The organism is Burkholderia vietnamiensis LMG 10929, from assembly GCF_000959445.1.
Taxonomy (GTDB): domain Bacteria; phylum Pseudomonadota; class Gammaproteobacteria; order Burkholderiales; family Burkholderiaceae; genus Burkholderia; species Burkholderia vietnamiensis.
Map to the genome: position 1 here is coordinate 1,258,017 of NZ_CP009631.1, position 22,379 is coordinate 1,280,395.

Below are 22,379 nucleotides of genomic sequence, written 5' to 3' on the forward strand. Positions count from 1 at the left end.
GCCCGTGCACAGGGAGCGACGATGGAATGCGTGTTTTGCCGTGAAGACGGCGGCGAGGTGCTCTGGCAGGACGACGTGCTGCGGGTCGTCCTCGCGACGGCCGAGCACGACTACCCGGGCTTCTGCCGCGTGATCTGGCGCGCGCACGTGGCCGAGTTCTCCGATCTCGGCGAGCCCGAGCGGGCACATCTGATGCGCATCGTGTACGCAGTGGAGCGCGCGGTGCGCCGCGTGATGCAGCCGAACAAGGTGAACCTCGCGAGCCTCGGCAACATGGTGCCGCACGTGCACTGGCACGTGATTCCGCGCTTCTCGAACGACGCGCACTTTCCGCAGCCGGTGTGGGCGCCGCGCCAGCGCAGCGTGTCCGAGGCGTTGCTGCGCGCGCGCGCGGCCCAGGCGTCGCTGCTGCACAATGCGGTGCGCGAAGAAATTCAACGAACCCCCGATTCGAGGCAGGCATGAGCGGTTTGACTTCCACGACGCCGATTCCGTCCGGCGTCGTCGTGCACGCGGTGTCGCGCGTGCTCGAATTGCAGTACCCGAACGGCGAGAGCTACCGGATTCCGTTCGAGCTGATGCGCGTCTATTCGCCGTCGGCCGAGGTGCGCGGCCACGGGCCCGGCCAGGAGACGCTGCAGACCGGCAAGCGCGAGGTGACCATCACCGCGCTCGAGGGCGTGGGCAACTACGCGCTGCAGCCGACCTTCTCCGACGGCCATTCGACCGGCATCTATTCGTGGGATCTGCTGTATGAACTGGCGACGCAGCAGGATGCGCTGTGGCGCGACTATTTCGACAAACTGAAGGCGGCGGGCGTCGAGCGCGATGCGCCGATGCAGGCGGCCCCCGCGCCGCACGGCCACTGCCACTGAAATCGACGGCGCCCGCTCGGCGCCGTCTTGCCATTTACTGAGGATCAACGCGATGAGCAAAACCCACTTCGGCTTCGAAAGCGTCGAGGAAACCGAAAAAGCGAAGAAAGTGGCGGGCGTGTTCCATTCGGTCGCGAGCAACTACGATCTGATGAACGACCTGATGTCGGCCGGCATGCACCGCGCGTGGAAGGCGTTCACGATCGCGCAGGCGAACGTCCGCCCCGGCTTCAAGGTGCTCGACATCGCGGCCGGCACCGGCGACCTGACCCGCGCATTCGCGAAGGCGGCCGGCCCGACGGGCGAAGTCTGGCACACCGACATCAACGAATCGATGCTGCGCGTGGGCCGCGACCGGCTGCTCGACAAGGGCGTCGTGACGCCGTCGCTGCTGTGCGATGCGGAAAAGCTGCCGTTCCCGAACAACTACTTCGACGTCGTCACCGTCGCGTTCGGGCTGCGCAACATGACGCACAAGGACGCCGCCCTCGCCGAGATGCGCCGTGTCGCGAAGCCCGGCGGCCGCGTAATGGTGCTGGAATTCTCGAAAGTGTGGGAGCCGCTGAAAAAGGCCTACGACCTTTATTCTTTCAAAGTATTACCGTGGCTTGGCGACAGGTTCGCGAAAGATGCCGACAGTTATCGGTATCTTGCTGAATCTATCCGGATGCATCCCGATCAGGACACCCTCAAGACGATGATGGAACAAGCGGGTCTCGACGCCGTCAAATATTACAATTTGTCAGGTGGCGTGGTAGCTTTACACGTAGGATCCAAGTACTAAAGGGACTAAAGGGTTCTATCCCTACATTCGTCTTACATCTGGAGAAGCTGATGTCCGAGTCGCGTTCGTTGTTCAACCGTAGCAAGCCGTCGAAGCCGTGGGCTCGACGGGTCGGCACGCTGCTGATGGTCGGCCTGCTCACGGCCGGCACGTTCGCATCGCTCGACGCCGAGGCGCGGCGCATGGGCGGCGGGCGCAGCATCGGCCGCCAGAGCTCCACCGTCACGCAGCGTCAGGCCACGCCGCCCGCCCAGCAGCCGATGCAGCAGGCCGCGCCGGCGCAGCGCACCAACCCGGCCGCTCCGGCGCCGGCCGCGCAGCCGAACCGCTCGCGCTGGCTCGGGCCGATCGCCGGTCTCGCGGCCGGCCTCGGCATCGCGGCGCTGCTGTCGCACTTCGGTCTCGGCGGCGCGTTCGCGAGCATGATGGCGAACGTCATCGTGATCGCGCTGCTCGCGATGGTCGGCATCTGGCTGATCCGCAAGTTCATGAACCGGCGCCGCCCGCACGAGCCGGCGTATTCGGCTGGCGGCTCGGCGTCGTCGGCGGGCGGTTATGCCCAGGGTTCGTCGTTCCAGCAGGGCAGCGGCGGCAACTACGCGGGCAGCGGCAGCAGCTATGCCAACGAGGCGCAAAGTGTGTTCGGCGGCGGTGCGGCGGCCGCGGGCGCGGCAGGCGCGCTCGGCGCGGCGCCGCTGCAGGTGCCGGCCGGCTTCGACACCGAAGCGTTCCTGCGCAGCGCGAAGGTCTACTTCGTGCGCCTGCAGGCGGCATGGGACCAGGGCAACATGGCCGACATCCGCGAGTTCACGACGCCCGAAATGTTCGCCGAGATCAAGATCGACCTCGATTCGCGCGGCAACGAAGCGAACCAGACCGACGTCGTGCAGCTCGACGCGGAACTGGTCGCGATCGAGGATCGCGGCATCGAGCAGGCGGCGAGCGTGCGCTTCCACGGGCTGATCCGCGAATCGGCGAACGCGTCGGCGGCACCGTTCGAAGAGGTGTGGAACCTGTCGAAGTCGGGCGGTCAGGGCTGGCTGCTCGCGGGCATCCAGCAGCTGAACACGCACTGAACGCAGCCGGCGGCCGGCTTGCCGGCTGCTGGCGACGGTCGCCGCAGTGCGGCCGCTTGCCGCCGGCGCGTGCGGTCGAGCGCAGTCTGCCGACGATCCGACGTTACAATAGAAACCCGCGTGGGCGCCCGGCCTGCGCGGGTTTTTTCTTTCCCAGCCCGATGACCTTTGCCGCCAAGCCTTTTGCTGCTGCCGTCAATCACCTGCTCGCGCGCGAATCGTGGGCGCGTGACCGCCTGATCCCATACGCGGGCAAGACCGCCCGGCTCGTCGTGCCGCCCGTCACGCTGACGCTGCTGGTGCAGCCCGACGGCTATCTGTCCGCGGTCGACGCGCACGATGCGCAACGCGTCGACGTGTCGATCGCACTCGCCGGCGATACGCTCGCCGCGTTCCTGCAGGGCGGCCAGGCCGCCGTGATGAAGCACGTGAAGATCGAGGGCGACGCGGAGTTCGCGACGCAGATCGCGAAGCTCGCCGAGCACCTGCGCTGGGAGCCTGAGGAAGATCTCGCGAAGCTGGTCGGCGACGCGGCGGCGCACCGGATCGCGACGGTCGTGCGCGACGCCGGCGCACGCGCGCGCCGCACCGGCCGCAACGTGCTCGATTCCGTCGCCGAGTACTGGCTCGACGAGAACCCGCAAGTCGTCCGGCGCACCGCGCTCGGCGGCTTCGACGCCGAACTGGCGCGGGCGCGCGATGCGCTCGCGCGCGTCGAGAAACGGATCGAGCGACTCGAACAAAAAATCGGCGCGCGTGCGGGTTCCAGCCTGCGCGGCGCGCACTGAGGGCCGCAGCGCATGCGCATTTTACGTTTCATCAAGATTGTCTATACCGTCATCCGTTTCGGCCTCGACGAGGTGATGCTGTCCCGGATCGACGACCGGCGCGTGAAGCTGCTGCTGCGAATCACGACGATCGGCCGCCGCTATTCGTCGCCGCCCGCGGTGCGGCTGCGTCACGCGCTCGAGAGCCTCGGCCCCATCTTCGTGAAGTTCGGGCAGGTGCTGTCGACGCGCCGCGATCTGCTGTCGGTCGATTTCGCGAACGAGCTCGCGAAGCTGCAGGACCAGGTGCCGCCGTTCGACTCGGCGGTCGCGATCGCGATCATCGAAAAGTCGCTCGGCGCGCCGGTCGACGAGCTGTTCGACGAATTCGAGCGCGAGCCGGTCGCGAGCGCGTCGATCGCGCAGGTGCATTTCGCGAAGCTCAAGCAGGGCGTGCACGCGGGCAAGGCCGTCGCGATCAAGGTGCTGCGTCCGAACATGCTGCCGGTGATCGATTCCGATCTGGCGCTGATGCGCGACATCGCGACGTGGGCCGAGCGCATGTGGGCCGACGGGCGGCGCCTGAAGCCGCGCGAGGTCGTCGCCGAGTTCGACAAGTACCTGCATGACGAGCTGGACCTGATGCGCGAAGCCGCGAACGGCAGCCAGCTGCGCCGCAACTTCGCCGGGCTCGACCTGCTGCTGGTGCCCGAGATGTTCTGGGATTTCTCGACGTCGCAGGTGCTCGTCATGGAGCGCATGACCGGCGTGCCGATCAGCCAGGTCGAGACGCTGCGCAGCGCGGGCGTCGACATCAAGAAGCTCGCGCGCGAAGGCGTCGAGATCTTCTTCACGCAGGTGTTCCGCGACGGTTTCTTCCACGCCGACATGCATCCGGGCAACATCCAGGTGAGCCTCGATCCGAACACGTTCGGCCGCTACGTCGCGCTCGATTTCGGGATCGTCGGCGCGCTGTCCGATTTCGACAAGAACTACCTCGCGCAGAACTTCCTCGCGTTCTTCAAGCGCGATTACCATCGCGTCGCGACGCTGCACCTCGAATCGGGCTGGGTGCCGCCCGAGACGCGCGTCGAGGAGCTCGAAAGCGCGATCCGCGCGGTGTGCGAGCCGTACTTCGACCGCGCGCTGAAGGACATCTCGCTCGGCCAGGTGCTGATGCGCCTGTTCTCCACGTCGCGCCGCTTCAACGTCGAGATCCAGCCGCAGCTGGTGCTGCTGCAGAAGACGATGCTCAACGTCGAGGGGCTCGGCCGTTCGCTCGACCCCGAGCTCGACCTGTGGAAGACCGCGAAGCCGTATCTCGAGCGCTGGATGACCGAGCAGATCGGCCTGCGCGGCTGGTACGAGCGCTTCAAGGTCGAGGCGCCGCAATGGAGCAAGACGCTGCCGCAGCTGCCGCGCCTGATCCACCACGCGCTGGCCGAACGACAAGATGGCACGCGCGCGGCGAGCGACGATCTGATGCGTCAGATCCTCCTCGAGCAGAAGCGCACCAACCGGCTGCTGCAGGCGCTGCTGATCTTCGGTCTGGCCGTCGGCGTCGGCGCGCTCGTCGCGCGCGTGCTGCTCGCGCTCACGTACGGCGCATGACCGACAGGAGCCGAGCGATGTCCAACCCGACCCAACCGCCGCCGCCGAGCGCCGCCGACTTCGCGACGCGCGATCCGGCCAATGCTTCGTTCTGGGACGAGCGCTTCGCGCGCGGCGTGACGCCGTGGGAATTCGGCGGCGTGCCCGACGGGTTCCGCGCGTTCGCGCAGCGCCGCGCGCCGTGTACGGTGCTGATTCCAGGCTGCGGCAGCGCGCAGGAGGCCGGCTGGCTCGCGCAGGCCGGCTGGCCGGTGCGCGCGATCGATTTCGCCGAGCAGGCGGTCGTCGCCGCGAAGGCGACACTCGGTGCGCATGCGGACGTCGTCGAGCAGGCGGATTTTTTCGCGTACCAGCCGCCGTTCGTCGTGCAGTGGGTGTACGAGCGCGCGTTCCTGTGCGCGCTGCCGCCGAGCCTGCGCGCCGGCTACGCGGCGCGGATGGCCGAACTGCTGCCGGCCGGCGGATTGCTGGCCGGCTATTTCTTCGTGATGAAGAAGCCGAAGGGGCCGCCGTTCGGCATCGAGCGCGCCGAGCTCGACGCCTTGCTGGCGCCCTCGTTCGAACTGATCGAGGAGCTGCCGGTGACCGATTCGCTGCCCGTGTTCGATGGGCACGAGCGCTGGCTCACGTGGCGCCGTCGCTGAACGCCGCGCGTCGCTGCCGTTGCCGGAGCGCGCCGGGGTTTCGGCTATAATTCAAGGTTTTGCAAGCCGTTTCCAGTTTCTGCGGGAAAAATATCATGCCGATCTACGCCTATCGATGCGAAGCGTGCGGTTTCGCGAAAGACGTGCTCCAGAAGATGAGCGATGCGCCGCTGTCGCAATGCCCCGAATGCGGGAAGGATGCTTTTCGCAAGCAGGTCACCGCCGCCGGCTTCCAGCTGAAGGGTTCCGGCTGGTACGTCACCGATTTCCGCGGTGGCTCGGGCGGCACCAGCGCGCCGGCGTCGACGTCCGGCGAAGCGGGCAGCGCCGCGGGCGGTGCAGCCCCGGCTGCGGCCGCGCCGGCTGCCGCGAGCACCGAAAGCACGACGACGAGCGCCGCGCCGGCCCCGGCCGCGACGCCCGCCGCCGGCACTTGACAGTCGCGGCCCGGCCGGGCCGCGCTCACACCGCGCTCGAGGCGCGGTTCATTGACGGCAGATGATGAAAAAGACGACCCTGAAATCGGTGTTTCTGACCGGCCTGCTGGTCCTCGTCCCGCTTGCGATCACGCTGTGGGTGCTCGGCCTCATCATCGGCACGATGGACCAGACGCTGCTGCTGCTGCCCGAGTCGTGGCAGCCGGAGCGGCTGCTCGGCTTTCACCTGCCGGGCATCGGCGCGGTGCTGACGCTCGCGTTCATCTTCGTCGTCGGGCTGGCCACGCGCAACTTCATCGGCCAGAAGCTCGTCACGTGGTGGAACGCGGTGGTGCGCCACATCCCGGTGGTCGGCCCGATCTACACGAGCGTCAAGCAGGTGTCGGACACGCTGCTGTCGAGCAGCGGCAACGCGTTCCGCAAGGCGCTGTTGATCGAATACCCGCGCCGCGGCTCGTATACGATCGCGTTCCTGACCGGCACGCCGGGCGGCGACGTGGTCAACCATCTGACGGAAGAATTCGTGAGCGTGTACGTGCCCACGACGCCGAACCCGACGTCGGGCTTCTTCCTGATGCTGCCGAAGAGCGAAGTCATCGAACTCGACATGTCGGTCGATGCCGCGCTCAAGTACATCGTCTCGATGGGCGTCGTGGCGCCCCCGGCGCCGGTTCCTGCGCCCGCCCGCCGTCCCGTCGAGCCGCCGCTGTAACCAACGTATCATCGCCCGGGCCGCGCGCTGCGGCGCCCGTTGATCAAACCGAACGAAAGCAAACATCATGTCGATGCGTACTGAATACTGCGGTCTCGTGACCGAACACCTGCTGGGCCAAACCGTGTCGCTGTGCGGCTGGGTGCAGCGCCGCCGCGATCACGGCGGTGTGATCTTCATCGACCTGCGCGATCGTGAAGGCCTCGTGCAGGTGGTCTGCGACCCGGATCGCGCGGAAATGTTCGCGACCGCCGAAGGCGTGCGCAACGAGTTCTGCGTGCAGATCAAGGGGCTGGTGCGCAACCGTCCGGAAGGCACGGTCAACGCGGGGCTGAAGAGCGGCAAGATCGAAGTGCTGTGCCACGAGCTGATCGTGCTGAACGCGTCGGTCACGCCGCCGTTCCAGCTCGACGACGACAACCTGTCGGAAACGACGCGCCTCACGCACCGCGTGCTCGACCTGCGCCGCCCGCAGATGCAGCACAACCTGCGTCTGCGCTACCGCGTCGCGATCGAGGCGCGCAAGTACCTCGACGAGCAGGGCTTCATCGACATCGAAACGCCGATGCTCACGAAGAGCACGCCGGAAGGCGCGCGCGACTACCTGGTGCCGTCGCGCGTGAACGCGGGCCAGTTCTTCGCGCTGCCGCAGTCGCCGCAGCTGTTCAAGCAGCTGCTGATGGTCGCGAACTTCGACCGTTACTACCAGATCACCAAGTGTTTCCGCGACGAGGACCTGCGTGCCGACCGTCAGCCGGAATTCACGCAGATCGACTGCGAAACCTCGTTCCTCGGCGAGCAGGAAATCCGCGATCTGTTCGAAGACATGATCCGTCACATCTTCAAGACGACGATCGACGTCGAGCTCGACGCGAAATTCCCGGTGATGCCGTACTCGGAAGCGATGGCGCGTTTCGGCTCGGACAAGCCGGACCTGCGCGTGAAGCTCGAATTCACCGAGCTGACCGACGCGATGAAGGACGTCGACTTCAAGGTGTTCAGCACGCCGGCCAATGCGAAGGACGGCCGTGTCGCGGCGCTGCGCGTGCCGAAGGGCGGCGAGCTGTCGCGCGGCGACATCGACGGCTACACGGAATTCGTGCGCATCTACGGCGCGAAGGGCCTCGCGTGGATCAAGGTCAACGAGAAGGCGAAGGGCCGCGACGGCCTGCAAAGCCCGATCGTCAAGAACCTGCACGACGCGTCGATCGCGGCGATCCTCGAGCGCACCGGCGCTGAAGACGGCGACATCATCTTCTTCGCGGCCGACCGCGCGAAGGTCGTGAACGACAGCCTCGGCGCACTGCGCCTGAAGATCGGCCACTCGGAATTCGGCAAGGCGAACGGCCTCGTTCAGGCCGGCTGGAAGCCGCTGTGGGTCGTCGACTTCCCGATGTTCGAATACGACGACGAAGACGCGCGCTACGTCGCCGCTCACCACCCGTTCACGAGCCCGAAGGACGAGCACCTCGAGTACCTCGAGACCGATCCGGGCCGTTGCCTCGCGAAGGCGTACGACATGGTGCTGAACGGCTGGGAAATCGGCGGCGGCTCGGTGCGGATCCACCGCGAGGAAGTGCAGAGCAAGGTGTTCCGCGCGCTGAAGATCGGTGCGGAAGAAGCGCAGGCGAAGTTCGGCTTCCTGCTCGACGCGCTGCAATACGGCGCGCCGCCGCACGGCGGTATCGCGTTCGGTCTCGACCGCATCGTCACGATGATGGCCGGCGCCGACTCGATCCGCGACGTGATCGCGTTCCCGAAGACGCAGCGCGCGCAGGATCTGCTCACGCAGGCGCCGAGCCCGGTCGACGAGCGCCAGCTGCGCGAGCTGCACATCCGCCTGCGCCAGCCGGAACAGCCGAAGGCGTAAGTTCGCAGTCATGCGTGTGCGCGGCGACGCGCACACGCGCACCCGATGAAAGAGGCGCATCCGATGCGCCTTTTTCGTTTTTTGCGGTACAGTCGCAGCACTTGCCGCCCGTTCCGGCACAGGCCCGGCGCACGGCCCTGTGCCGCATGAAACAACGATGACGAAGCCGCCGAAAATCCCCGAATCCGTTCTCGTCGTGATCTACACGCCCGAACTCGACGTGCTGGTGATCAAGCGCGCCGATCAGCCCGACTTCTGGCAATCGGTGACCGGCTCGAAGGACACGCCCGACGAGCCGCTCGCGCTCACCGCCGCGCGGGAAGTCGTCGAGGAAACCGGCATCGCGGTCGGCTCGCACGACGTGCCGGCCGCCGCGCTGACCGACTGGCGCCATCGGATCGAATACGCGATCTATCCGCAATACCTGCATCGCTATGCGCCGGGCGTCACGCGCAACGTCGAGCACTGGTTCGGGCTGTGCGTGCCGCGGCGTGTCGACGTGACGCTGTCGCCGCGCGAGCACGTCGACTACGCGTGGCTGCCGTACCGTGAAGCGGCCGCGCGCTGCTTTTCGCCGTCGAACGCCGAGGCGATCCTGCAACTGCCGGTGCGCGTCGCGCTCGCCGGCGCGACGTACGGCTCGTCCGCATGAATGGGCAGGCCCGCAAGCGCTTCGCGCAATTGCGGCAGATGTTCCTGCAGGAGCGCGGCTCCGCATCGCGGCTCGCGTTCACGACCGGCAACACGGTGCGGCTGTGCGAAACCGGCGCCGAATTCTTCCACGCGCTGATCGAGCGGATCGACGCGGCGCGCGAGCAGGTGATGCTCGAAACCTACATCTTCTGCGACGACGCGGCCGGCCGGCCGGTGTCGGACGCATTGATCCGCGCGACGCAGCGCGGCGTGCGCGTGCGCGTGATCACCGACGGCGTCGGCACCGCGCGCCTGCCGCTGTTCGACGCCTGGGCCGCGGCCGGCGTCGAGCACAGCATCTACAACCGCTATCTGTTCGGCCGCTTCGGCTTCTCGCGCACGCACCGCAAGCTCGCGGTGATCGATCATGCGGTCGCGTTCTGCGGCGGCATCAACATCGTCGACGACTACACGCAGGGCAGCGCGACGCTGCCGTTTCCGCGCTGGGATTTCGCGGTCGAGATGGCCGGGCCCGCGGTGGCCGACGTGCGCGCCGCGTTCGAGCTGCAATGGCACCGCATCCGCTTCGGCCACAAGCCGTATGCGCAGTACGCGGCCGGGCTGCATGGCGGCGAAGCGTTCCCGGACATGTTCCGGCGCTGGATGCGCAACCATCGCTGGATCAAGGCCGGCGCGCTGCGGGTCGTGACCGAGCCGAGCGTCGCGTTCGTCGCGCGCGACAACGTCGTGAACCGCCGCGCGATCGAGAAGGCGTATCTCGCCGCGATCGGCAAGGCGCGCGCGCAGATCCTGCTCGCGAATCCGTATTTCATGCCGGGTCGCAAGCTGCGCCGCGCATTGACGCGCGCGGCGCGCCGCGGCGTCGACGTGCGCATCCTGATCGGCCGCAAGGAGTTCACCGCGCTCGACGCCGCGGTGCCGTTCCTGTACCACGCGCTGCTGCGCGCCGGCGTGCGCGTGGCGGAATACGACAAGACGATCCTGCATGGCAAGGTGGCCGTGATCGACGACAATTGGGCGACGGTCGGTTCGTCGAATCTGGACGCGTTGAGCCTGATGTTGAACAATGAGGCCAACGTGGTGCTGGTGCGCTACGACACGGTCACCAACGAGCTGCGCGACGCGATCGGCGCCGCGTTCGCCGAAGGCCGCGAAATCGACGCCGCGCTGTACGCGACGCGGCCGCGCATCGAGCGTATCCTGAACTGGCTCGCGTACAACACGTACCGCCTCGTGATGAAGGCGCTGACGGTCGGCGGTTACGACTAAGCGCCCGCTTCAAAAATCTGTCCGCACGTTCGTGCGGAAAAGCCGCTCCGGTCCCGCCGGAATCGCGCAAAATAGCGGCTCGGTTAGACACCGGTTTCTAATAATTTCCTTGTTTCACGAGCGGCCGCACTCAATAATAGTACGGCCGTTCGATTTTATTCGACCCCCCGAACGGTTACAGAAAAAGCTATGCGAAAAGGCGAACAGACGCGTGCCGCGATACTCGAAGCTGCTTTGGATCTCGCCAGCCGTGACGGGCTGGAGGGGCTGACGATCGGCCTGCTGGCCGAGCGCATGCAGATGAGCAAGAGCGGCGTGTTCGCGCACTTCGGATCGCGCGAGGATCTGCAGGTCGAGGTCGTCCGCGAATATCACCATCGTTTCGAGAACGAGGTGTTCTTTCCGAGCCTGCGCGAGCCGCGCGGTTTGCCGCGCCTGCGGGCGATGCTGGCGCGCTGGATCGAGAAGCGCATCCAGGAGGTGACGACTGGCTGCATCTACATCAGCGGGGCCGTCGAGTACGACGACCGGCCGGACAGCCCGGTGCGCGAGCAGTTGATCGCGAGCGTGACCGCCTGGCGTGCCGCGTTGCTGCGCGCCATTTCGCAGGCGAAGGAAGAGGGCCATCTGCGTGCGGATTCCGATCCGGACCTGATGCTCTTCGAGTTGTACAGCTTCACGCTCGGCCTGCATCACGACGCACGCTTCCTGCATTCGCCGGATGCCGTGCGCCTCACGTGGGCCGCGCTGGAAAAGACGATCGTTTCGTATCAGAGCGAGAGCCGTTAGCGGCGCGGGAACCGCCGCCAGGAGCTCGAGCCGTTTTGCCCACCTTTGGAGAGAGTCATGGGACAGTACGCCGCGCCGCTGCGCGACATGCAATTCGTGTTGCACGAGCTTCTGAACGTCGAAGCCGAGGTCAAGCAAATGCCGCGGCATGCGGACCTCGACGCCGACACGATCAACCAGGTCCTGGAGGAAGCGGGCAAGTTCTGCTCCGAGGTGCTGTTCCCGCTGAACCAGGTCGGCGATCGGGAAGGCTGTACCTATGAAGGCGACGGCGTCGTGAAGACGCCGACCGGCTTCAAGGAAGCGTACCGCCAGTACGTCGAGGCCGGCTGGCCCGCGCTCGGCTGCGACCCGGAATACGGCGGCCAGGGCCTGCCCGCGTTCGTCAACAACGCGCTCTACGAAATGCTGAACTCGGCGAACCAGGCCTGGACGATGTATCCCGGCCTGTCGCACGGCGCGTACGAATGCCTGCACGCCCACGGCGCGCCGGAGCTGCAGCAGCAATATCTGCCGAAGCTCGTGTCCGGCGAATGGACCGGCACGATGTGCCTGACCGAGCCGCACTGCGGCACCGACCTCGGCATCCTGCGCACCAAGGCCGAACCGAACGGCGACGGCTCGTACTCGATCAGCGGCACGAAGATCTTCATCTCGAGCGGCGAGCACGACATGTCGAAGAACATCGTCCACCTCGTGCTCGCGCGGCTGCCGGACGCGCCGCAAGGCACCAAGGGCATCTCGCTGTTCATCGTGCCGAAGTTCATTCCGGACGCGTCGGGCGAGCCGGGCGAGCGCAACGGCATCAAGTGCGGTTCGATCGAGCACAAGATGGGCATCCACGGCAACTCGACGTGCGTGATGAACCTCGACGGCGCGAAGGGCTGGATGGTCGGCGAGCCGAACAAGGGCCTCAACGCGATGTTCGTGATGATGAATGCCGCGCGCCTGGGCGTCGGCATGCAGGGCCTCGGTCTCACCGAAGTGGCGTACCAGAACTCGCTGACCTACGCGAAGGAACGCCTGCAGATGCGCTCGCTGACCGGCCCGAAGGCGCCGGACAAGCCGGCCGACCCGATCATCGTCCACCCGGACGTGCGCCGCATGCTGCTCACGCAGAAGGCCTATGCGGAAGGCGCGCGCGCGTTCACGTACTGGTCGGCGCTGCAGATCGACAAGGAGCTGTCGCACGCCGACGAAGCGGTGCGCAAGGAAGCCGCCGACCTCGTCGCGCTGCTCACGCCGATCATCAAGGCGTTCCTGACCGACAACGCATTCGAGTCGACCAACCACGCGATGCAGATCTACGGCGGCCACGGCTTCATCTCCGAGTGGGGCATGGAGCAGTACGTGCGCGACGCGCGGATCAACATGATCTACGAAGGCACGAACTCGATCCAGTCGCTCGACCTGCTGGGCCGCAAGGTGCTCGGCGACATGGGCGCGAAGCTGAAGAAGTTCGGCAAGCTCGTGACCGAGTTCGCGGAAGCCGAAGGCGTGAAGCCGGAGATGGCCGAGTTCATCAACCCGCTCGCCGACATCGGCGAGAAGGTGCAGAAGCTGACGATGGAAATCGGCATGAAGGCGATGCAGAACCCGGACGAAGTCGGCGCGGCTGCCGTGCCGTACCTGCGTACCGTCGGTCATCTGGTGTTCTCGTACTTCTGGGCGCGCATGGCGCGCATCGCGCTCGATCACGAAGCGTCGGGCGACCCATTCTACAAGTCGAAGCTCGCGACGGCCCGCTTCTACTTCGCGCGCCTGCTGCCCGAAACGGCCGCGACGATCCGCGCCGCGCGCGCCGGTTCGAAGACGCTGATGGAAGTCGACGAATCGCTGTTCTGACGCGAGTCCGGGCGGTGCGCATCGCGCGCCGCCCGAACGCAACGGTTCCTGGTACTCACTTCGCCGCGCAGCCCTCATAACCCGCGCTGCACGGCACTATCCGGAGACATCCCGTGAGCAATTTTCTGATTCGCAAGGTCGCCGTGCTCGGCGCCGGCGTGATGGGCGCGCAGATCGCCGCGCATCTCGTCAACGCGCGCGTGCCGGTGCTGCTGTTCGACCTGCCGGCCAAGGAAGGCCCGAAAAACGCGATCGCGCTGAAGGCGATCGAGAATCTGAAGAAGCTGTCGCCCGCGCCGTTCGGCGTGAAGGACGACGCGAAATACCTCGAAGCCGCGAACTACGAGGACGACATCGCGAAGCTGGCCGAATGCGACGTCGTGATCGAAGCGATCGCCGAGCGGATGGACTGGAAGCACGACCTGTACAAGAAGGTCGCACCGCATATCGGGCCGAACGCGATCTTCGCGACCAACACGTCGGGGCTGTCGATCACGAAGCTGTCCGAAGGCTTCTCCGACGAGCTGAAGGCACGCTTCTGCGGCGTGCACTTCTTCAACCCGCCGCGCTACATGCACCTCGTCGAGCTGATCCCGACCGCGCATACGCGCCCGGAGATCCTCGACCAGCTCGAGACGTTCCTGACGAGCGTCGTCGGCAAGGGCGTCGTGCGCGCGAAGGACACGCCGAACTTCATCGCGAACCGCGTCGGCATCTTCTCGATCCTCGCGGTGATCGCCGAGGCCGCGAAGTTCGGCCTGCGCTTCGACGAAGTCGACGATCTGACCGGCGCCCGCCTCGGCCGCGCGAAGTCGGCGACGTTCCGCACCGCGGACGTGGTCGGCCTCGATACGATGGCGCACGTGATCAAGACGATGCAGGACAACCTCGCCGACGATCCGTTCTTCCCGGTCTACGAAACGCCCGCGGTGCTCGCCGAACTGGTGAAGCAGGGCGCGCTCGGCCAGAAGACCGGCGGCGGCTTCTACAAGAAGGAAGGCAAGGCGATCAAGGTGCTCGACGCGAAGACGGGCGCCTACGTCGACTCGGGCGCGAAGGCGGACGAAACCGTCGGCCGCATCCTGAAGCGCCCGCCGGCGGAACGCCTGAAGCTGCTGCGCGAGACGGACCATCCGCATGCGCAGTTCCTGTGGTCGATCTTCCGCGACGTGTTCCACTACATCGGCGTGCACCTCGAGTCGATCGCCGACAACGCGCGCGACGTCGACCTCGCGATCCGCTGGGGCTTCGGCTGGAACGAAGGTCCGTTCGAAGGCTGGCAGGCCGCCGGCTGGAAGCAGGTCGCCGAGTGGGTGCAGGAAGACATCGCGGCCGGCAAGGCGCTCGCCAACGTGCCGCTGCCGTCGTGGGTGCTCGAAGGCCCGGTCGCCGAGAAGGGCGGCGTGCATACGGCCGAGGGCTCGTGGGCGCCGGCGTCGAAGCGCTTCGTGCCGCGCTCGGATCTTGCCGTCTACGGCAAGCAGGTGTTCCGCGCGCCGCTGCTCGGCGAAACTGGCGCGGACCCGAAGACCTACGGCAAGACGCTGTTCGAAACCGATGCGGTGCGTGCATGGGTCGACGACCGCGCGGGCGAGGACGACGTCGTGATCGTGTCGTTCAAGTCGAAGATGAACACGATCGGGCCGAGTGTGATCGACGGCCTCGTGCAGGCGATCGAGCTCGCGGAGCAGGATTACAAGGGCGTCGTGATCTGGCAGCCGACGTCGCTGAAGCTCGGCACGCCGGGCGGTCCGTTCTCGGCCGGCGCGAACCTCGAGGAGGCGATGCCCGCGTTCATGATGGGCGGCGCGAAGGGCATCGAGCCGTTCGTGAAGAAGTTCCAGGAAGGCATGCTGCGCGTGAAGTACGCAAACGTGCCGGTGGTCGCGGCCGTGTCGGGCATCGCGCTCGGCGGCGGTTGCGAGCTGATGCTGCACAGCGCGAAGCGCGTCGTGCACGTCGAGAGCTACATCGGGCTCGTCGAAGTGGGCGTCGGCCTCGTGCCGGCCGGCGGCGGCCTGAAGGAAGCGGCGCTGCGCGCGGCGGACGCCGCCACGGCTGCGAACGCGACGACCGACATCCTGAAGTTCGTCACGAAGTCGTTCGAGAACGCGGCGATGGCGAAGGTGTCGAGCTCGGCGCACGACGCGCGCGCGATGGGCTACGTGAAGCCGTCCGACACGATCGTCTTCAACGTGTTCGAGCTGCTCGACACCGCGAAGAAGGAAGCGCGTGCGCTGGCCGCGACCGGTTATCGCGCGCCGTTGCGCGCGAAGGACGTGCCGGTCGCCGGCCGCTCGGCGATCGCGACGATCAAGGCGTCGCTCGTCAACATGCGCGACGGCCGCTTCATCAGCGACCACGACTTCCTGATCGCGAGCCGCATCGCCGAAGTGGTGTGCGGCGGCGACGTCGAAGCCGGCAGCCTCGTCGACGAGCAATGGCTGCTCGCGCTCGAGCGCCGCGCGTTCGTCGAGCTGCTCGGCACGCAGAAGACGCAGGAGCGGATCATGGGCATGTTGCAGACCGGCAAGCCGGTGCGTAACTGAGTGAGCGAGCCGACAAGGAGCTTCAAATGAGCAAACAACTGCAAGACGCATACATCGTCGCCGCCAGCCGCACCCCGATCGGCAAGGCCCCGCGCGGTGTCTTCAAGAACACGCGCCCGGACGAGCTGCTGGTTCACGCGATCAAGTCGACGATCGCGCAGGTGCCGGGCTTCGACACGAAGCTGATCGAGGACGCGATCATCGGCTGTGCGATTCCCGAAGCCGAGCAGGGACTGAACGTCGCGCGCATGGGCGCGCTGCTTGCCGGGCTGCCGCAGACGGTCGGCGGCGTGACGGTCAACCGCTTCTGCGCGTCGGGCATCACGGCGCTCGCGATGGCGGCCGACCGCATTCGCGTCGGCGAGTCGGAGGCGCTGCTCGCGGGCGGCTGCGAATCGATGAGCATGGTGCCGATGATGGGCAACAAGCCGTCGATGTCGCCGCACATCTTCGATCGCAGCGAAGACTTCGGCATCGCGTACGGCATGGGCCTGACCGCCGAGCGCGTGGCCGAGCAGTGGAAGGTGAGCCGCGAAGACCAGGACGCGTTCTCGGTCGAATCGCACCGCAAGGCGCTCGCCGCGCAGCAGGCCGGCGAATTCGGCGACGAGATCGCCGCGTACACGATCACCGAGCGCTTCCCGAACCTCGCGACCGGCGAAGTCGACGTGAAGACCCGCGAGATCGCGCTCGACGAAGGCCCGCGTGCCGATACGTCGCTCGAGGGCCTCGCGAAGCTGCGCACGGTGTTCGCGAACAAGGGCTCGGTCACGGCCGGCAACAGCTCGCAGACGTCCGACGGCGCGGGCGCGCTGCTGGTCGTGTCGGAGAAGGTGCTGAAGGAGTTCAACCTGACGCCGCTCGCGCGTTTCGTGAGCTTCGCGGTGCGCGGCGTGCCGCCGCAAATCATGGGCATCGGGCCGAAGGAAGCGATCCCGGCCGCGCTGAAGGCAGCGGGCCTGAAGCAGGACGACATCGACTGGATCGAGCTGAACGAGGCGTTCGCCGCGCAATCGCTGGCGGTGATCCGCGATCTCGGCCTCGATCCGTCGAAGGTCAACCCGGTGGGCGGCGCGATCGCGCTCGGCCATCCGCTCGGCGCGACCGGCGCGATCCGCGCGGCGACCGTCGTGCACGGGCTGCGCCGCCGCAACCTGAAGTACGGGATGGTCACGATGTGCGTCGGCACCGGCATGGGTGCGGCGGGCATCATCGAACGCCTGTAAGCGGGACGCGACGAGCAGCGACGACGGTGCGCGGGCCACGAGCTCGCGCACCGTTTTTCATTCCGGTAGAGGAAAGTCAAAGGAGACGGTTGTGGCCGAAATTCAAGTGGAGCGCGCCGACGGCGTGATCACGATCACGATCGCGCGTGCGGCGAAGAAGAATGCGCTCACCGCGGCGATGTACCAGACGATGGCCGATGCGCTCGCCGATGCGCACGAGGACAACGCGATCCGCGCGATCCTGCTGCGCGGCAGCGACGGCAATTTCAGCTCGGGGAACGATCTCGAGGATTTCCTGAAGGCGCCGCCGACGGACGAGCACGCGCCGGTGTTCCAGTTCCTCGGCCGCATCAGCGGCGCGGCGAAGCCGATCGTCGCGGCGGTGCCGGGCATCGCGGTCGGCGTCGGCGTGACGATGCTGCTGCACTGCGATCTCGTCTATGCGGCCGACACCGCGACGTTCTCGCTGCCGTTCGCGCAGCTCGGGCTGTGCCCGGAGGCCGCGTCGAGCGTGCTGTTGCCGCGGCTGGCCGGACATCAGATCGCCGCCGAAAAGCTGCTGCTCGGCGAGCCGTTCGACGCGCTTGAGGCGCACCGGATCGGCATCGTCAATCGCGTGCTGCCGGCGGCCGAACTCGACGCGTTCGCGGCGAAGCAGGCCGCGAAGCTGGCGGCGCTGCCCGCGTCGTCGCTGCGCGTGACGAAGGCGCTGCTCAAGGATACCGGCGGCGTCGCGGTGGCCGCGCGGATGGCGGAGGAGGCTGCGCATTTCTCGGCGATGCTGCGCGCGCCGGAAGCGCGCGAGGCGATGACTGCCTTTTTCGAGAAGCGGAAGCCGGATTTTCGACAATTCGACTGATACGTGGCGCGAACGCTTCGCGATCCAGAACGAGCGCGCGGCTCGGCGCGGCCGAGCGCGACGCTCGGGCCGCGCCGGCGGCTCGCCGCCCGGCGCGTAATCTGCGCGTAGGGAAGACGCGCCGAGCGGCATCTCGGTTCGATCCCGCGTCGCCGCGCGTTCGCGTGGCACGCCATACCGCGGCAATCGTCGCCGATCGCCGCGCGCGATCGTCCCCCATATCTACCGTGCTCCCCGCCGACACCCGCGTCGCGGTGTAGCGCCTTCGGGCCTGCCCCCAGCCTGAACGCGGCCCGGCGCCGCGCCGCGAGCCCAAGCGAAAGCGGCAACCGCCAAAAATCCCGCCCCGCCTACCGCGACCGTCTCCCGCTCGCAACGGCAAACCTTGTCCGCCATCAAGTTGCGCTGCCGCAAATTTCCGTACAGTTCGCGGTCGGGTCGCCGCGGCCGGCTGCGTCGCGCGAAGGCGGCGCGCGACCGCTGGTACTCCTCAACGACAATCAGGCGAACGAACAATGATCGGACGAATCACCGGCGGGGCGCGTGCGGCACCCGCCATCGGGCTGCTGGCTGGACTCGCCGGATGCAGCGACCTCCACGTGCTCGATCCGAAGGGTGCCGTCGGCGTCGCGGAAAAGTCGCTGATCGCGACGGCCACGTGGACGATGCTGATCGTCGTGGTCCCGGTGATCCTGCTCACGCTGTGGTTTGCATGGCGCTATCGCGCATCCAACCGCAACGCCACCTACGCGCCGAACTGGTCGCACTCGACCGCGATCGAAGTCGTGATCTGGACGGTCCCGACGCTGATCATCCTGTTCCTCGGCGTGCTCACGTGGCGCACGACGCACGAACTCGACCCGTACCGGCCGCTCGAGTCGTCGGTCAAGCCGATCGACGTCGAAGTCGTCGCGCTCGACTGGAAGTGGCTGTTCATCTATCCGCAGCTCGGCATCGCGTCGGTGAACCAGCTCGCGATTCCCGTCGGCACGCCGGTGAATTTCCGCATCACGTCGGATTCGGTGATGAATTCGTTCTTCATCCCGCAACTCGGCACGCAGGTCTATGCGATGGCCGGCATGCAGACGCGCCTGCACCTGATCGCCGACGAAGCCGGCGACTACGCCGGCGTGTCCGCCAACTACAGCGGCCGCGGCTTCTCCGACATGAAGTTCCGCACGCTCGCCGAGCCGCGCGAGCAGTTCGACGCGTGGGTGCAGAAAGTGAAGGCGTCGGCGGACCGGCTCGACATGACCGCGTACGGCACGGTCGCGCAGCCGAGCGAGAAGGCGCCGGTGCGCTATTTCTCGTCGGTGGACCCGAAGCTGTTCCACAACATCATCGCTAAGTACAACAACGGCCATGTCCTCGATCCGAAGGACGCCGCCTGCACGACGAAGGGGTAACGCATGCTAGGCAAACTCACACTATCGGCGATCCCGTTCGATCAGCCCATCATCATGGGCGCGAGCGCGTTCATGGGGCTCGTCGTGCTCGGCATCGTCGCCGCGCTGACGGTGACCGGACGGTGGAAATGGCTGTGGAGCGAGTGGCTGACGTCGGTCGACCACAAGAAGATCGGCGTGATGTATCTGATCGTCGCGGTGCTGATGCTGCTGCGCGGCTTCGCGGACGCCGTGATGATGCGCCTGCAGCTCGCGCTCGCATACAACTCGCCCGGCTATCTGCCGCCGCATCACTATGACCAGGTCTTCACCGCGCACGGCGTGATCATGATCTTCTTCATGGCGATGGCGCTGCTGGTCGCGTTCTTCAACCTGATCGTGCCGCTGCAGATCGGCGCGCGCGACGTCGCGTTCCCGTTCCTGAATTCGCTGTCCTTCTGGATGACGGCGGTCGCCGCGATCCTGATGAACATCTCGCTCGTGATCGGCGAATTCGCGCAGACGGGCTGGCTCGCCTATCCGCCGTTGTCGGAGCTGCAGTTCAGTCCGGGGGTAGGGGTCGACTACTACCTGTGGGCGCTGCAGATCTCGGGCGTCGGCACGCTGATCACCGCGATCAACTTCTTCGTGACGATCGTCAAGATGCGCGCGCCCGGCATGACGCTGATGAAGATGCCGGTGTTCACGTGGACGGCGCTGTGCTCGAACGTGCTGATCATGGCGACGTTCCCGATCCTGACGGTCGCGCTCGCGCTGCTCGGGCTCGATCGCTACCTCGACATGCACTTCTTCACGAACGATGCCGGCGGCAACGCGATGCTGTACCTGAACCTGATCTGGGCGTGGGGCCATCCGGAGGTGTACATCCTCGTGCTGCCCGCGTTCGGCATCTATTCGGAAGTGATCGCGACCTTCGCGAAGAAGCCGCTGTTCGGCTACAAGACGATGGTCTACGCGTCGTGCGTGATCATGGTGCTCGCGTTCCTGGTGTGGCTGCATCACTTCTTCACGATGGGCTCGGGCGCCGACGTCAACGCGTTCTTCGGGATCATGACGATGGTCATCGCGATCCCGACCGGCGTGAAGATCTTCAACTGGCTGTTCACGATGTACCGCGGCCGCATCGAATTCACGACGCCCGTGCTGTGGACGATCGGCTTCATGGTGACGTTCACGCTCGGCGGGATGACCGGCGTGATGATGGCGATTCCGGGCGCCGACTTCGTGCTGCACAACAGCCTGTTCCTGATCGCGCATTTCCACAACGCGATCATCGGCGGCGTCGTGTTCGGCTACTTCGCAGGCGTGCATTACTGGTTCCCGAAGGTGTTCGGGTTCCGGCTCGACGAGAAGTTCGGCAAGCGCGCGTTCTGGTGCTGGTTCCTCGGCTTCTACGCATCGTTCGTGCCGCTGTACGTGCTCGGCTTCATGGGCATGACGCGCCGTCTGAACCACTACGACAACCCGGCATGGCATCCGTGGCTGGTGGCCGCCGCGTGCGGCGTCGTGCTGATCGCGCTCGGCGTGCTCTGCCAGGTCGCATCGGTGTGGGTCGGCTGGCGCAATCGTCACCAGCCGCAGTATCGCGACGCGACCGGCGACCCGTGGAACGGCCGCACGCTCGAATGGGCGACGTCGTCGCCGCCCGCGGTCTACAACTTCGCGGTGATCCCGAACGTGCACGAACTCGACGAGCTCGCGTATCGCAAGGCGAAGGGCCTCGGGCTCGGCCTCGGCAAGAACGTCCGCTACGACGACATTCACATGCCGTCGAACACGAGCGCGGGCTTCTTCGTCGGCATCTTCAGCCTGTTGCTCGGCTTCGCGCTCGTCTGGCACATCTGGTGGCTCGCGATCGCCGCGCTCGTCGGCATCGTCGCGACGGTGGTGCTGTACAGCGCGCAGGACAACGACGGCTATTACATTCCGGCGGACACCGTCCGCCGCATCGAGGAACAACGCGCGGGCGTGCAGCTCGGCGCCGCGGCGCCGGAAGTTGAACTGGAGACGAACTGATGTCGTATCAATCTCTGTCGGGCGCCGCCCCTCATGCGGCCGCGCACCACCATCCGCCGTCGCATTCGGTGTTCGGCTTCTGGCTGTACCTGATGACGGACTGCGTGATCTTCGCGTCGCTGTTCGCCACGTTCGCCGTGCTCGGCAACCAGTTCGCGGGCGGTCCGACCGCGAAGGACCTGTTCGACATTCCGGGCGTCGCGCTCGAGACGGCCGCGCTGCTGCTGTCGAGCATCACGTACGGCTTCGCGATGCTCGGCGCGCAGCGCCGCCGGCGCGGCGCCGTGTTCGTGTGGCTCGCGGTGACGTTCGTGCTGGGCGCCGCGTTTCTCGCGATGGAACTGCGCGAGTTCTCGCACCTGATCGCCGACGGCGCAGGCCCGCAGCGCAGCGCGTTCCTGTCGGCGTTCTTCGCGCTGGTCGGCACGCACGGGCTGCACGTGGCGGTCGGCCTGTTGTGGATGGTAGTGCTGGTCGTGCAGATGGCGCGCGGCTCGGGCATGACCGAGCGCGACGTGCGGCGTCTCACGTGCCTGAGCCTCTTCTGGCACTTCCTCGACATCGTCTGGATCTGCGTGTTCTCCTTCGTCTACCTCGCGAGCGTGATCTAAATGGCTCATTCGGAACTCATCCACCACGACGAAGCGCACGGCACGGCCCGTGGCTACGTCGTCGGCTTCGTGCTGTCGGTGCTGCTCACGGCAGCGTCGTTCGGGCTGGTGATGGCTGGCGTGCTCGCGCCGAAGGCGGCGGTCATCGCGCTCGCGGTGCTCGCGTTCGCGCAGATCCTCGTGCATCTGGTGTGCTTCCTGCACATGAACACCGCGTCGAGCCAGCGCTGGAACGTGATGGCGTTCAGCTATACGGTGCTGACCGCGCTGATCCTGATCGTCGGGACATTGTGGGTGATGCACAACGTCAGCATGAACATGATGTCGCGCTAAGCGGCGCGGCTTCCCCTTTTCAGGCGCGCGTACCGCGCGCCTTCTC

At 66.6% G+C, this 22,379-nt stretch carries 21 protein-coding genes; all 21 read left to right on the plus strand.

Annotated elements, in window-relative coordinates:
* Nucleotides 1–21 precede the first annotated feature (21 nt).
* The 21 genes from AK36_RS15725 to cyoD all read left to right on the plus strand — a co-directional run bounded on the left by AK36_RS15725 (nucleotide 22) and on the right by cyoD (nucleotide 22,333).
* A complete protein-coding gene (locus tag AK36_RS15725) occupies nucleotides 22–465 on the plus strand; it encodes an HIT family protein (protein ID WP_011886003.1) in 444 nt (147 codons plus the stop codon).
* Nucleotides 462–875, plus strand: a complete 414-nt coding sequence (locus AK36_RS15730) for a gamma-butyrobetaine hydroxylase family protein (protein WP_011886002.1) — start codon at nucleotides 462–464, stop codon at nucleotides 873–875. Before AK36_RS15725 ends, AK36_RS15730 begins: the two co-directional genes overlap by 4 nt.
* A gap of 52 nt (nucleotides 876–927) precedes the next feature.
* The gene (gene ubiE, locus AK36_RS15735) at nucleotides 928–1,659 is read left to right on the plus strand and encodes a bifunctional demethylmenaquinone methyltransferase/2-methoxy-6-polyprenyl-1,4-benzoquinol methylase UbiE (RefSeq protein WP_011886001.1); all 732 of its coding nucleotides are present in this window, start codon (nucleotides 928–930) and stop codon (nucleotides 1,657–1,659) included.
* A 50-nt stretch (nucleotides 1,660–1,709) separates the two neighbouring features.
* Nucleotides 1,710–2,735 (plus strand): Tim44 domain-containing protein, encoded by a 1,026-nt coding sequence (locus AK36_RS15740; RefSeq protein WP_011886000.1) that lies wholly within the window; start codon nucleotides 1,710–1,712, stop codon nucleotides 2,733–2,735.
* Between the two features lie 161 nt (nucleotides 2,736–2,896).
* Nucleotides 2,897–3,523, plus strand: coding sequence for a ubiquinone biosynthesis accessory factor UbiJ (locus AK36_RS15745; protein WP_011885999.1), 627 nt, complete (start codon nucleotides 2,897–2,899; stop codon nucleotides 3,521–3,523).
* A gap of 12 nt (nucleotides 3,524–3,535) precedes the next feature.
* Nucleotides 3,536–5,113 carry a ubiquinone biosynthesis regulatory protein kinase UbiB gene (gene ubiB, locus AK36_RS15750; RefSeq protein WP_011885998.1) on the plus strand — a complete coding sequence of 526 codons (1,578 nt, stop codon included), beginning with the start codon at nucleotides 3,536–3,538 and terminating at the stop codon, nucleotides 5,111–5,113.
* Nucleotides 5,114–5,130: 17 nt separating this feature from the next.
* Nucleotides 5,131–5,757, plus strand: coding sequence for a class I SAM-dependent methyltransferase (locus AK36_RS15755; RefSeq protein WP_045578786.1), 627 nt, complete (start codon nucleotides 5,131–5,133; stop codon nucleotides 5,755–5,757).
* A gap of 95 nt (nucleotides 5,758–5,852) precedes the next feature.
* On the plus strand, nucleotides 5,853–6,194 hold the full coding sequence (locus AK36_RS15760; RefSeq protein WP_014723622.1) for an FmdB family zinc ribbon protein: 342 nt from the start codon (nucleotides 5,853–5,855) through the stop codon (nucleotides 6,192–6,194).
* Nucleotides 6,195–6,255: 61 nt separating this feature from the next.
* Nucleotides 6,256–6,906: a DUF502 domain-containing protein gene (locus tag AK36_RS15765; RefSeq protein ID WP_011885995.1), complete on the plus strand. Its 651-nt coding sequence runs from the start codon at nucleotides 6,256–6,258 to the stop codon at nucleotides 6,904–6,906.
* Nucleotides 6,907–6,973: 67 nt separating this feature from the next.
* Entirely contained in the window at nucleotides 6,974–8,776 is a 1,803-nt protein-coding gene (aspS, locus tag AK36_RS15770) for an aspartate--tRNA ligase (protein ID WP_014723620.1), read from the plus strand.
* Between the two features lie 157 nt (nucleotides 8,777–8,933).
* On the plus strand, nucleotides 8,934–9,428 hold the full coding sequence (gene nudB / locus AK36_RS15775) for a dihydroneopterin triphosphate diphosphatase (protein ID WP_045578787.1): 495 nt from the start codon (nucleotides 8,934–8,936) through the stop codon (nucleotides 9,426–9,428).
* Entirely contained in the window at nucleotides 9,425–10,699 is a 1,275-nt protein-coding gene (gene clsB / locus AK36_RS15780) for a cardiolipin synthase ClsB (RefSeq protein ID WP_045578788.1), read from the plus strand. The genes nudB and clsB overlap by 4 nt, the downstream gene beginning before the upstream one ends.
* A gap of 189 nt (nucleotides 10,700–10,888) precedes the next feature.
* Nucleotides 10,889–11,488 (plus strand): TetR/AcrR family transcriptional regulator, encoded by a 600-nt coding sequence (locus tag AK36_RS15785; protein ID WP_011885991.1) that lies wholly within the window; start codon nucleotides 10,889–10,891, stop codon nucleotides 11,486–11,488.
* 57 nt (nucleotides 11,489–11,545) lie between these two features.
* The gene (locus tag AK36_RS15790) at nucleotides 11,546–13,333 is read left to right on the plus strand and encodes an acyl-CoA dehydrogenase C-terminal domain-containing protein (RefSeq protein ID WP_034192699.1); all 1,788 of its coding nucleotides are present in this window, start codon (nucleotides 11,546–11,548) and stop codon (nucleotides 13,331–13,333) included.
* 113 nt (nucleotides 13,334–13,446) lie between these two features.
* Complete coding sequence (locus AK36_RS15795) at nucleotides 13,447–15,882, plus strand: 3-hydroxyacyl-CoA dehydrogenase/enoyl-CoA hydratase family protein (RefSeq protein ID WP_045578789.1); 2,436 nt, start codon at nucleotides 13,447–13,449, stop codon at nucleotides 15,880–15,882.
* A 26-nt stretch (nucleotides 15,883–15,908) separates the two neighbouring features.
* Nucleotides 15,909–17,108 carry an acetyl-CoA C-acyltransferase gene (locus tag AK36_RS15800; RefSeq protein ID WP_011885988.1) on the plus strand — a complete coding sequence of 400 codons (1,200 nt, stop codon included), beginning with the start codon at nucleotides 15,909–15,911 and terminating at the stop codon, nucleotides 17,106–17,108.
* A 91-nt stretch (nucleotides 17,109–17,199) separates the two neighbouring features.
* Complete coding sequence (locus tag AK36_RS15805) at nucleotides 17,200–17,967, plus strand: enoyl-CoA hydratase (protein ID WP_034192697.1); 768 nt, start codon at nucleotides 17,200–17,202, stop codon at nucleotides 17,965–17,967.
* A gap of 515 nt (nucleotides 17,968–18,482) precedes the next feature.
* Nucleotides 18,483–19,373, plus strand: coding sequence for a ubiquinol oxidase subunit II (gene cyoA / locus AK36_RS15810; protein ID WP_014723614.1), 891 nt, complete (start codon nucleotides 18,483–18,485; stop codon nucleotides 19,371–19,373).
* Nucleotides 19,374–19,376: 3 nt separating this feature from the next.
* Nucleotides 19,377–21,389 (plus strand): cytochrome o ubiquinol oxidase subunit I, encoded by a 2,013-nt coding sequence (gene cyoB / locus AK36_RS15815; RefSeq protein WP_011885985.1) that lies wholly within the window; start codon nucleotides 19,377–19,379, stop codon nucleotides 21,387–21,389.
* Entirely contained in the window at nucleotides 21,389–22,000 is a 612-nt protein-coding gene (cyoC, locus tag AK36_RS15820; RefSeq protein WP_011885984.1) for a cytochrome o ubiquinol oxidase subunit III, read from the plus strand. The genes cyoB and cyoC overlap by 1 nt, the downstream gene beginning before the upstream one ends.
* A complete protein-coding gene (gene cyoD / locus AK36_RS15825) occupies nucleotides 22,001–22,333 on the plus strand; it encodes a cytochrome o ubiquinol oxidase subunit IV (RefSeq protein WP_011885983.1) in 333 nt (110 codons plus the stop codon).
* Nucleotides 22,334–22,379 lie beyond the last annotated feature (46 nt).

Excerpts from the sequence above, each read along its gene's own strand:
- AK36_RS15730 (WP_011886002.1), top strand. The coding sequence starts at position 462 with ATGAGCGGTTTGACTTCCACGACGCCGATTCCGTCCGGCGTCGTCGTG.
- AK36_RS15765 (WP_011885995.1), top strand. The coding sequence starts at position 6,256 with ATGATGAAAAAGACGACCCTGAAATCGGTGTTTCTGACCGGCCTGCTG.
- aspS (WP_014723620.1), top strand. The coding sequence starts at position 6,974 with ATGTCGATGCGTACTGAATACTGCGGTCTCGTGACCGAACACCTGCTG.
- ubiE (WP_011886001.1), top strand. The coding sequence starts at position 928 with ATGAGCAAAACCCACTTCGGCTTCGAAAGCGTCGAGGAAACCGAAAAA.
- ubiB (WP_011885998.1), top strand. The coding sequence starts at position 3,536 with ATGCGCATTTTACGTTTCATCAAGATTGTCTATACCGTCATCCGTTTC.
- AK36_RS15790 (WP_034192699.1), top strand. The coding sequence starts at position 11,546 with ATGGGACAGTACGCCGCGCCGCTGCGCGACATGCAATTCGTGTTGCAC.
- AK36_RS15745 (WP_011885999.1), top strand. The coding sequence starts at position 2,897 with ATGACCTTTGCCGCCAAGCCTTTTGCTGCTGCCGTCAATCACCTGCTC.
- AK36_RS15725 (WP_011886003.1), top strand. The coding sequence starts at position 22 with ATGGAATGCGTGTTTTGCCGTGAAGACGGCGGCGAGGTGCTCTGGCAG.
- cyoD (WP_011885983.1), top strand. The coding sequence starts at position 22,001 with ATGGCTCATTCGGAACTCATCCACCACGACGAAGCGCACGGCACGGCC.
- cyoC (WP_011885984.1), top strand. The coding sequence starts at position 21,389 with ATGTCGTATCAATCTCTGTCGGGCGCCGCCCCTCATGCGGCCGCGCAC.
- AK36_RS15800 (WP_011885988.1), top strand. The coding sequence starts at position 15,909 with ATGAGCAAACAACTGCAAGACGCATACATCGTCGCCGCCAGCCGCACC.
- AK36_RS15755 (WP_045578786.1), top strand. The coding sequence starts at position 5,131 with ATGTCCAACCCGACCCAACCGCCGCCGCCGAGCGCCGCCGACTTCGCG.
- AK36_RS15760 (WP_014723622.1), top strand. The coding sequence starts at position 5,853 with ATGCCGATCTACGCCTATCGATGCGAAGCGTGCGGTTTCGCGAAAGAC.
- clsB (WP_045578788.1), top strand. The coding sequence starts at position 9,425 with ATGAATGGGCAGGCCCGCAAGCGCTTCGCGCAATTGCGGCAGATGTTC.
- cyoB (WP_011885985.1), top strand. The coding sequence starts at position 19,377 with ATGCTAGGCAAACTCACACTATCGGCGATCCCGTTCGATCAGCCCATC.
- AK36_RS15740 (WP_011886000.1), top strand. The coding sequence starts at position 1,710 with ATGTCCGAGTCGCGTTCGTTGTTCAACCGTAGCAAGCCGTCGAAGCCG.
- nudB (WP_045578787.1), top strand. The coding sequence starts at position 8,934 with ATGACGAAGCCGCCGAAAATCCCCGAATCCGTTCTCGTCGTGATCTAC.
- AK36_RS15785 (WP_011885991.1), top strand. The coding sequence starts at position 10,889 with ATGCGAAAAGGCGAACAGACGCGTGCCGCGATACTCGAAGCTGCTTTG.
- cyoA (WP_014723614.1), top strand. The coding sequence starts at position 18,483 with ATGATCGGACGAATCACCGGCGGGGCGCGTGCGGCACCCGCCATCGGG.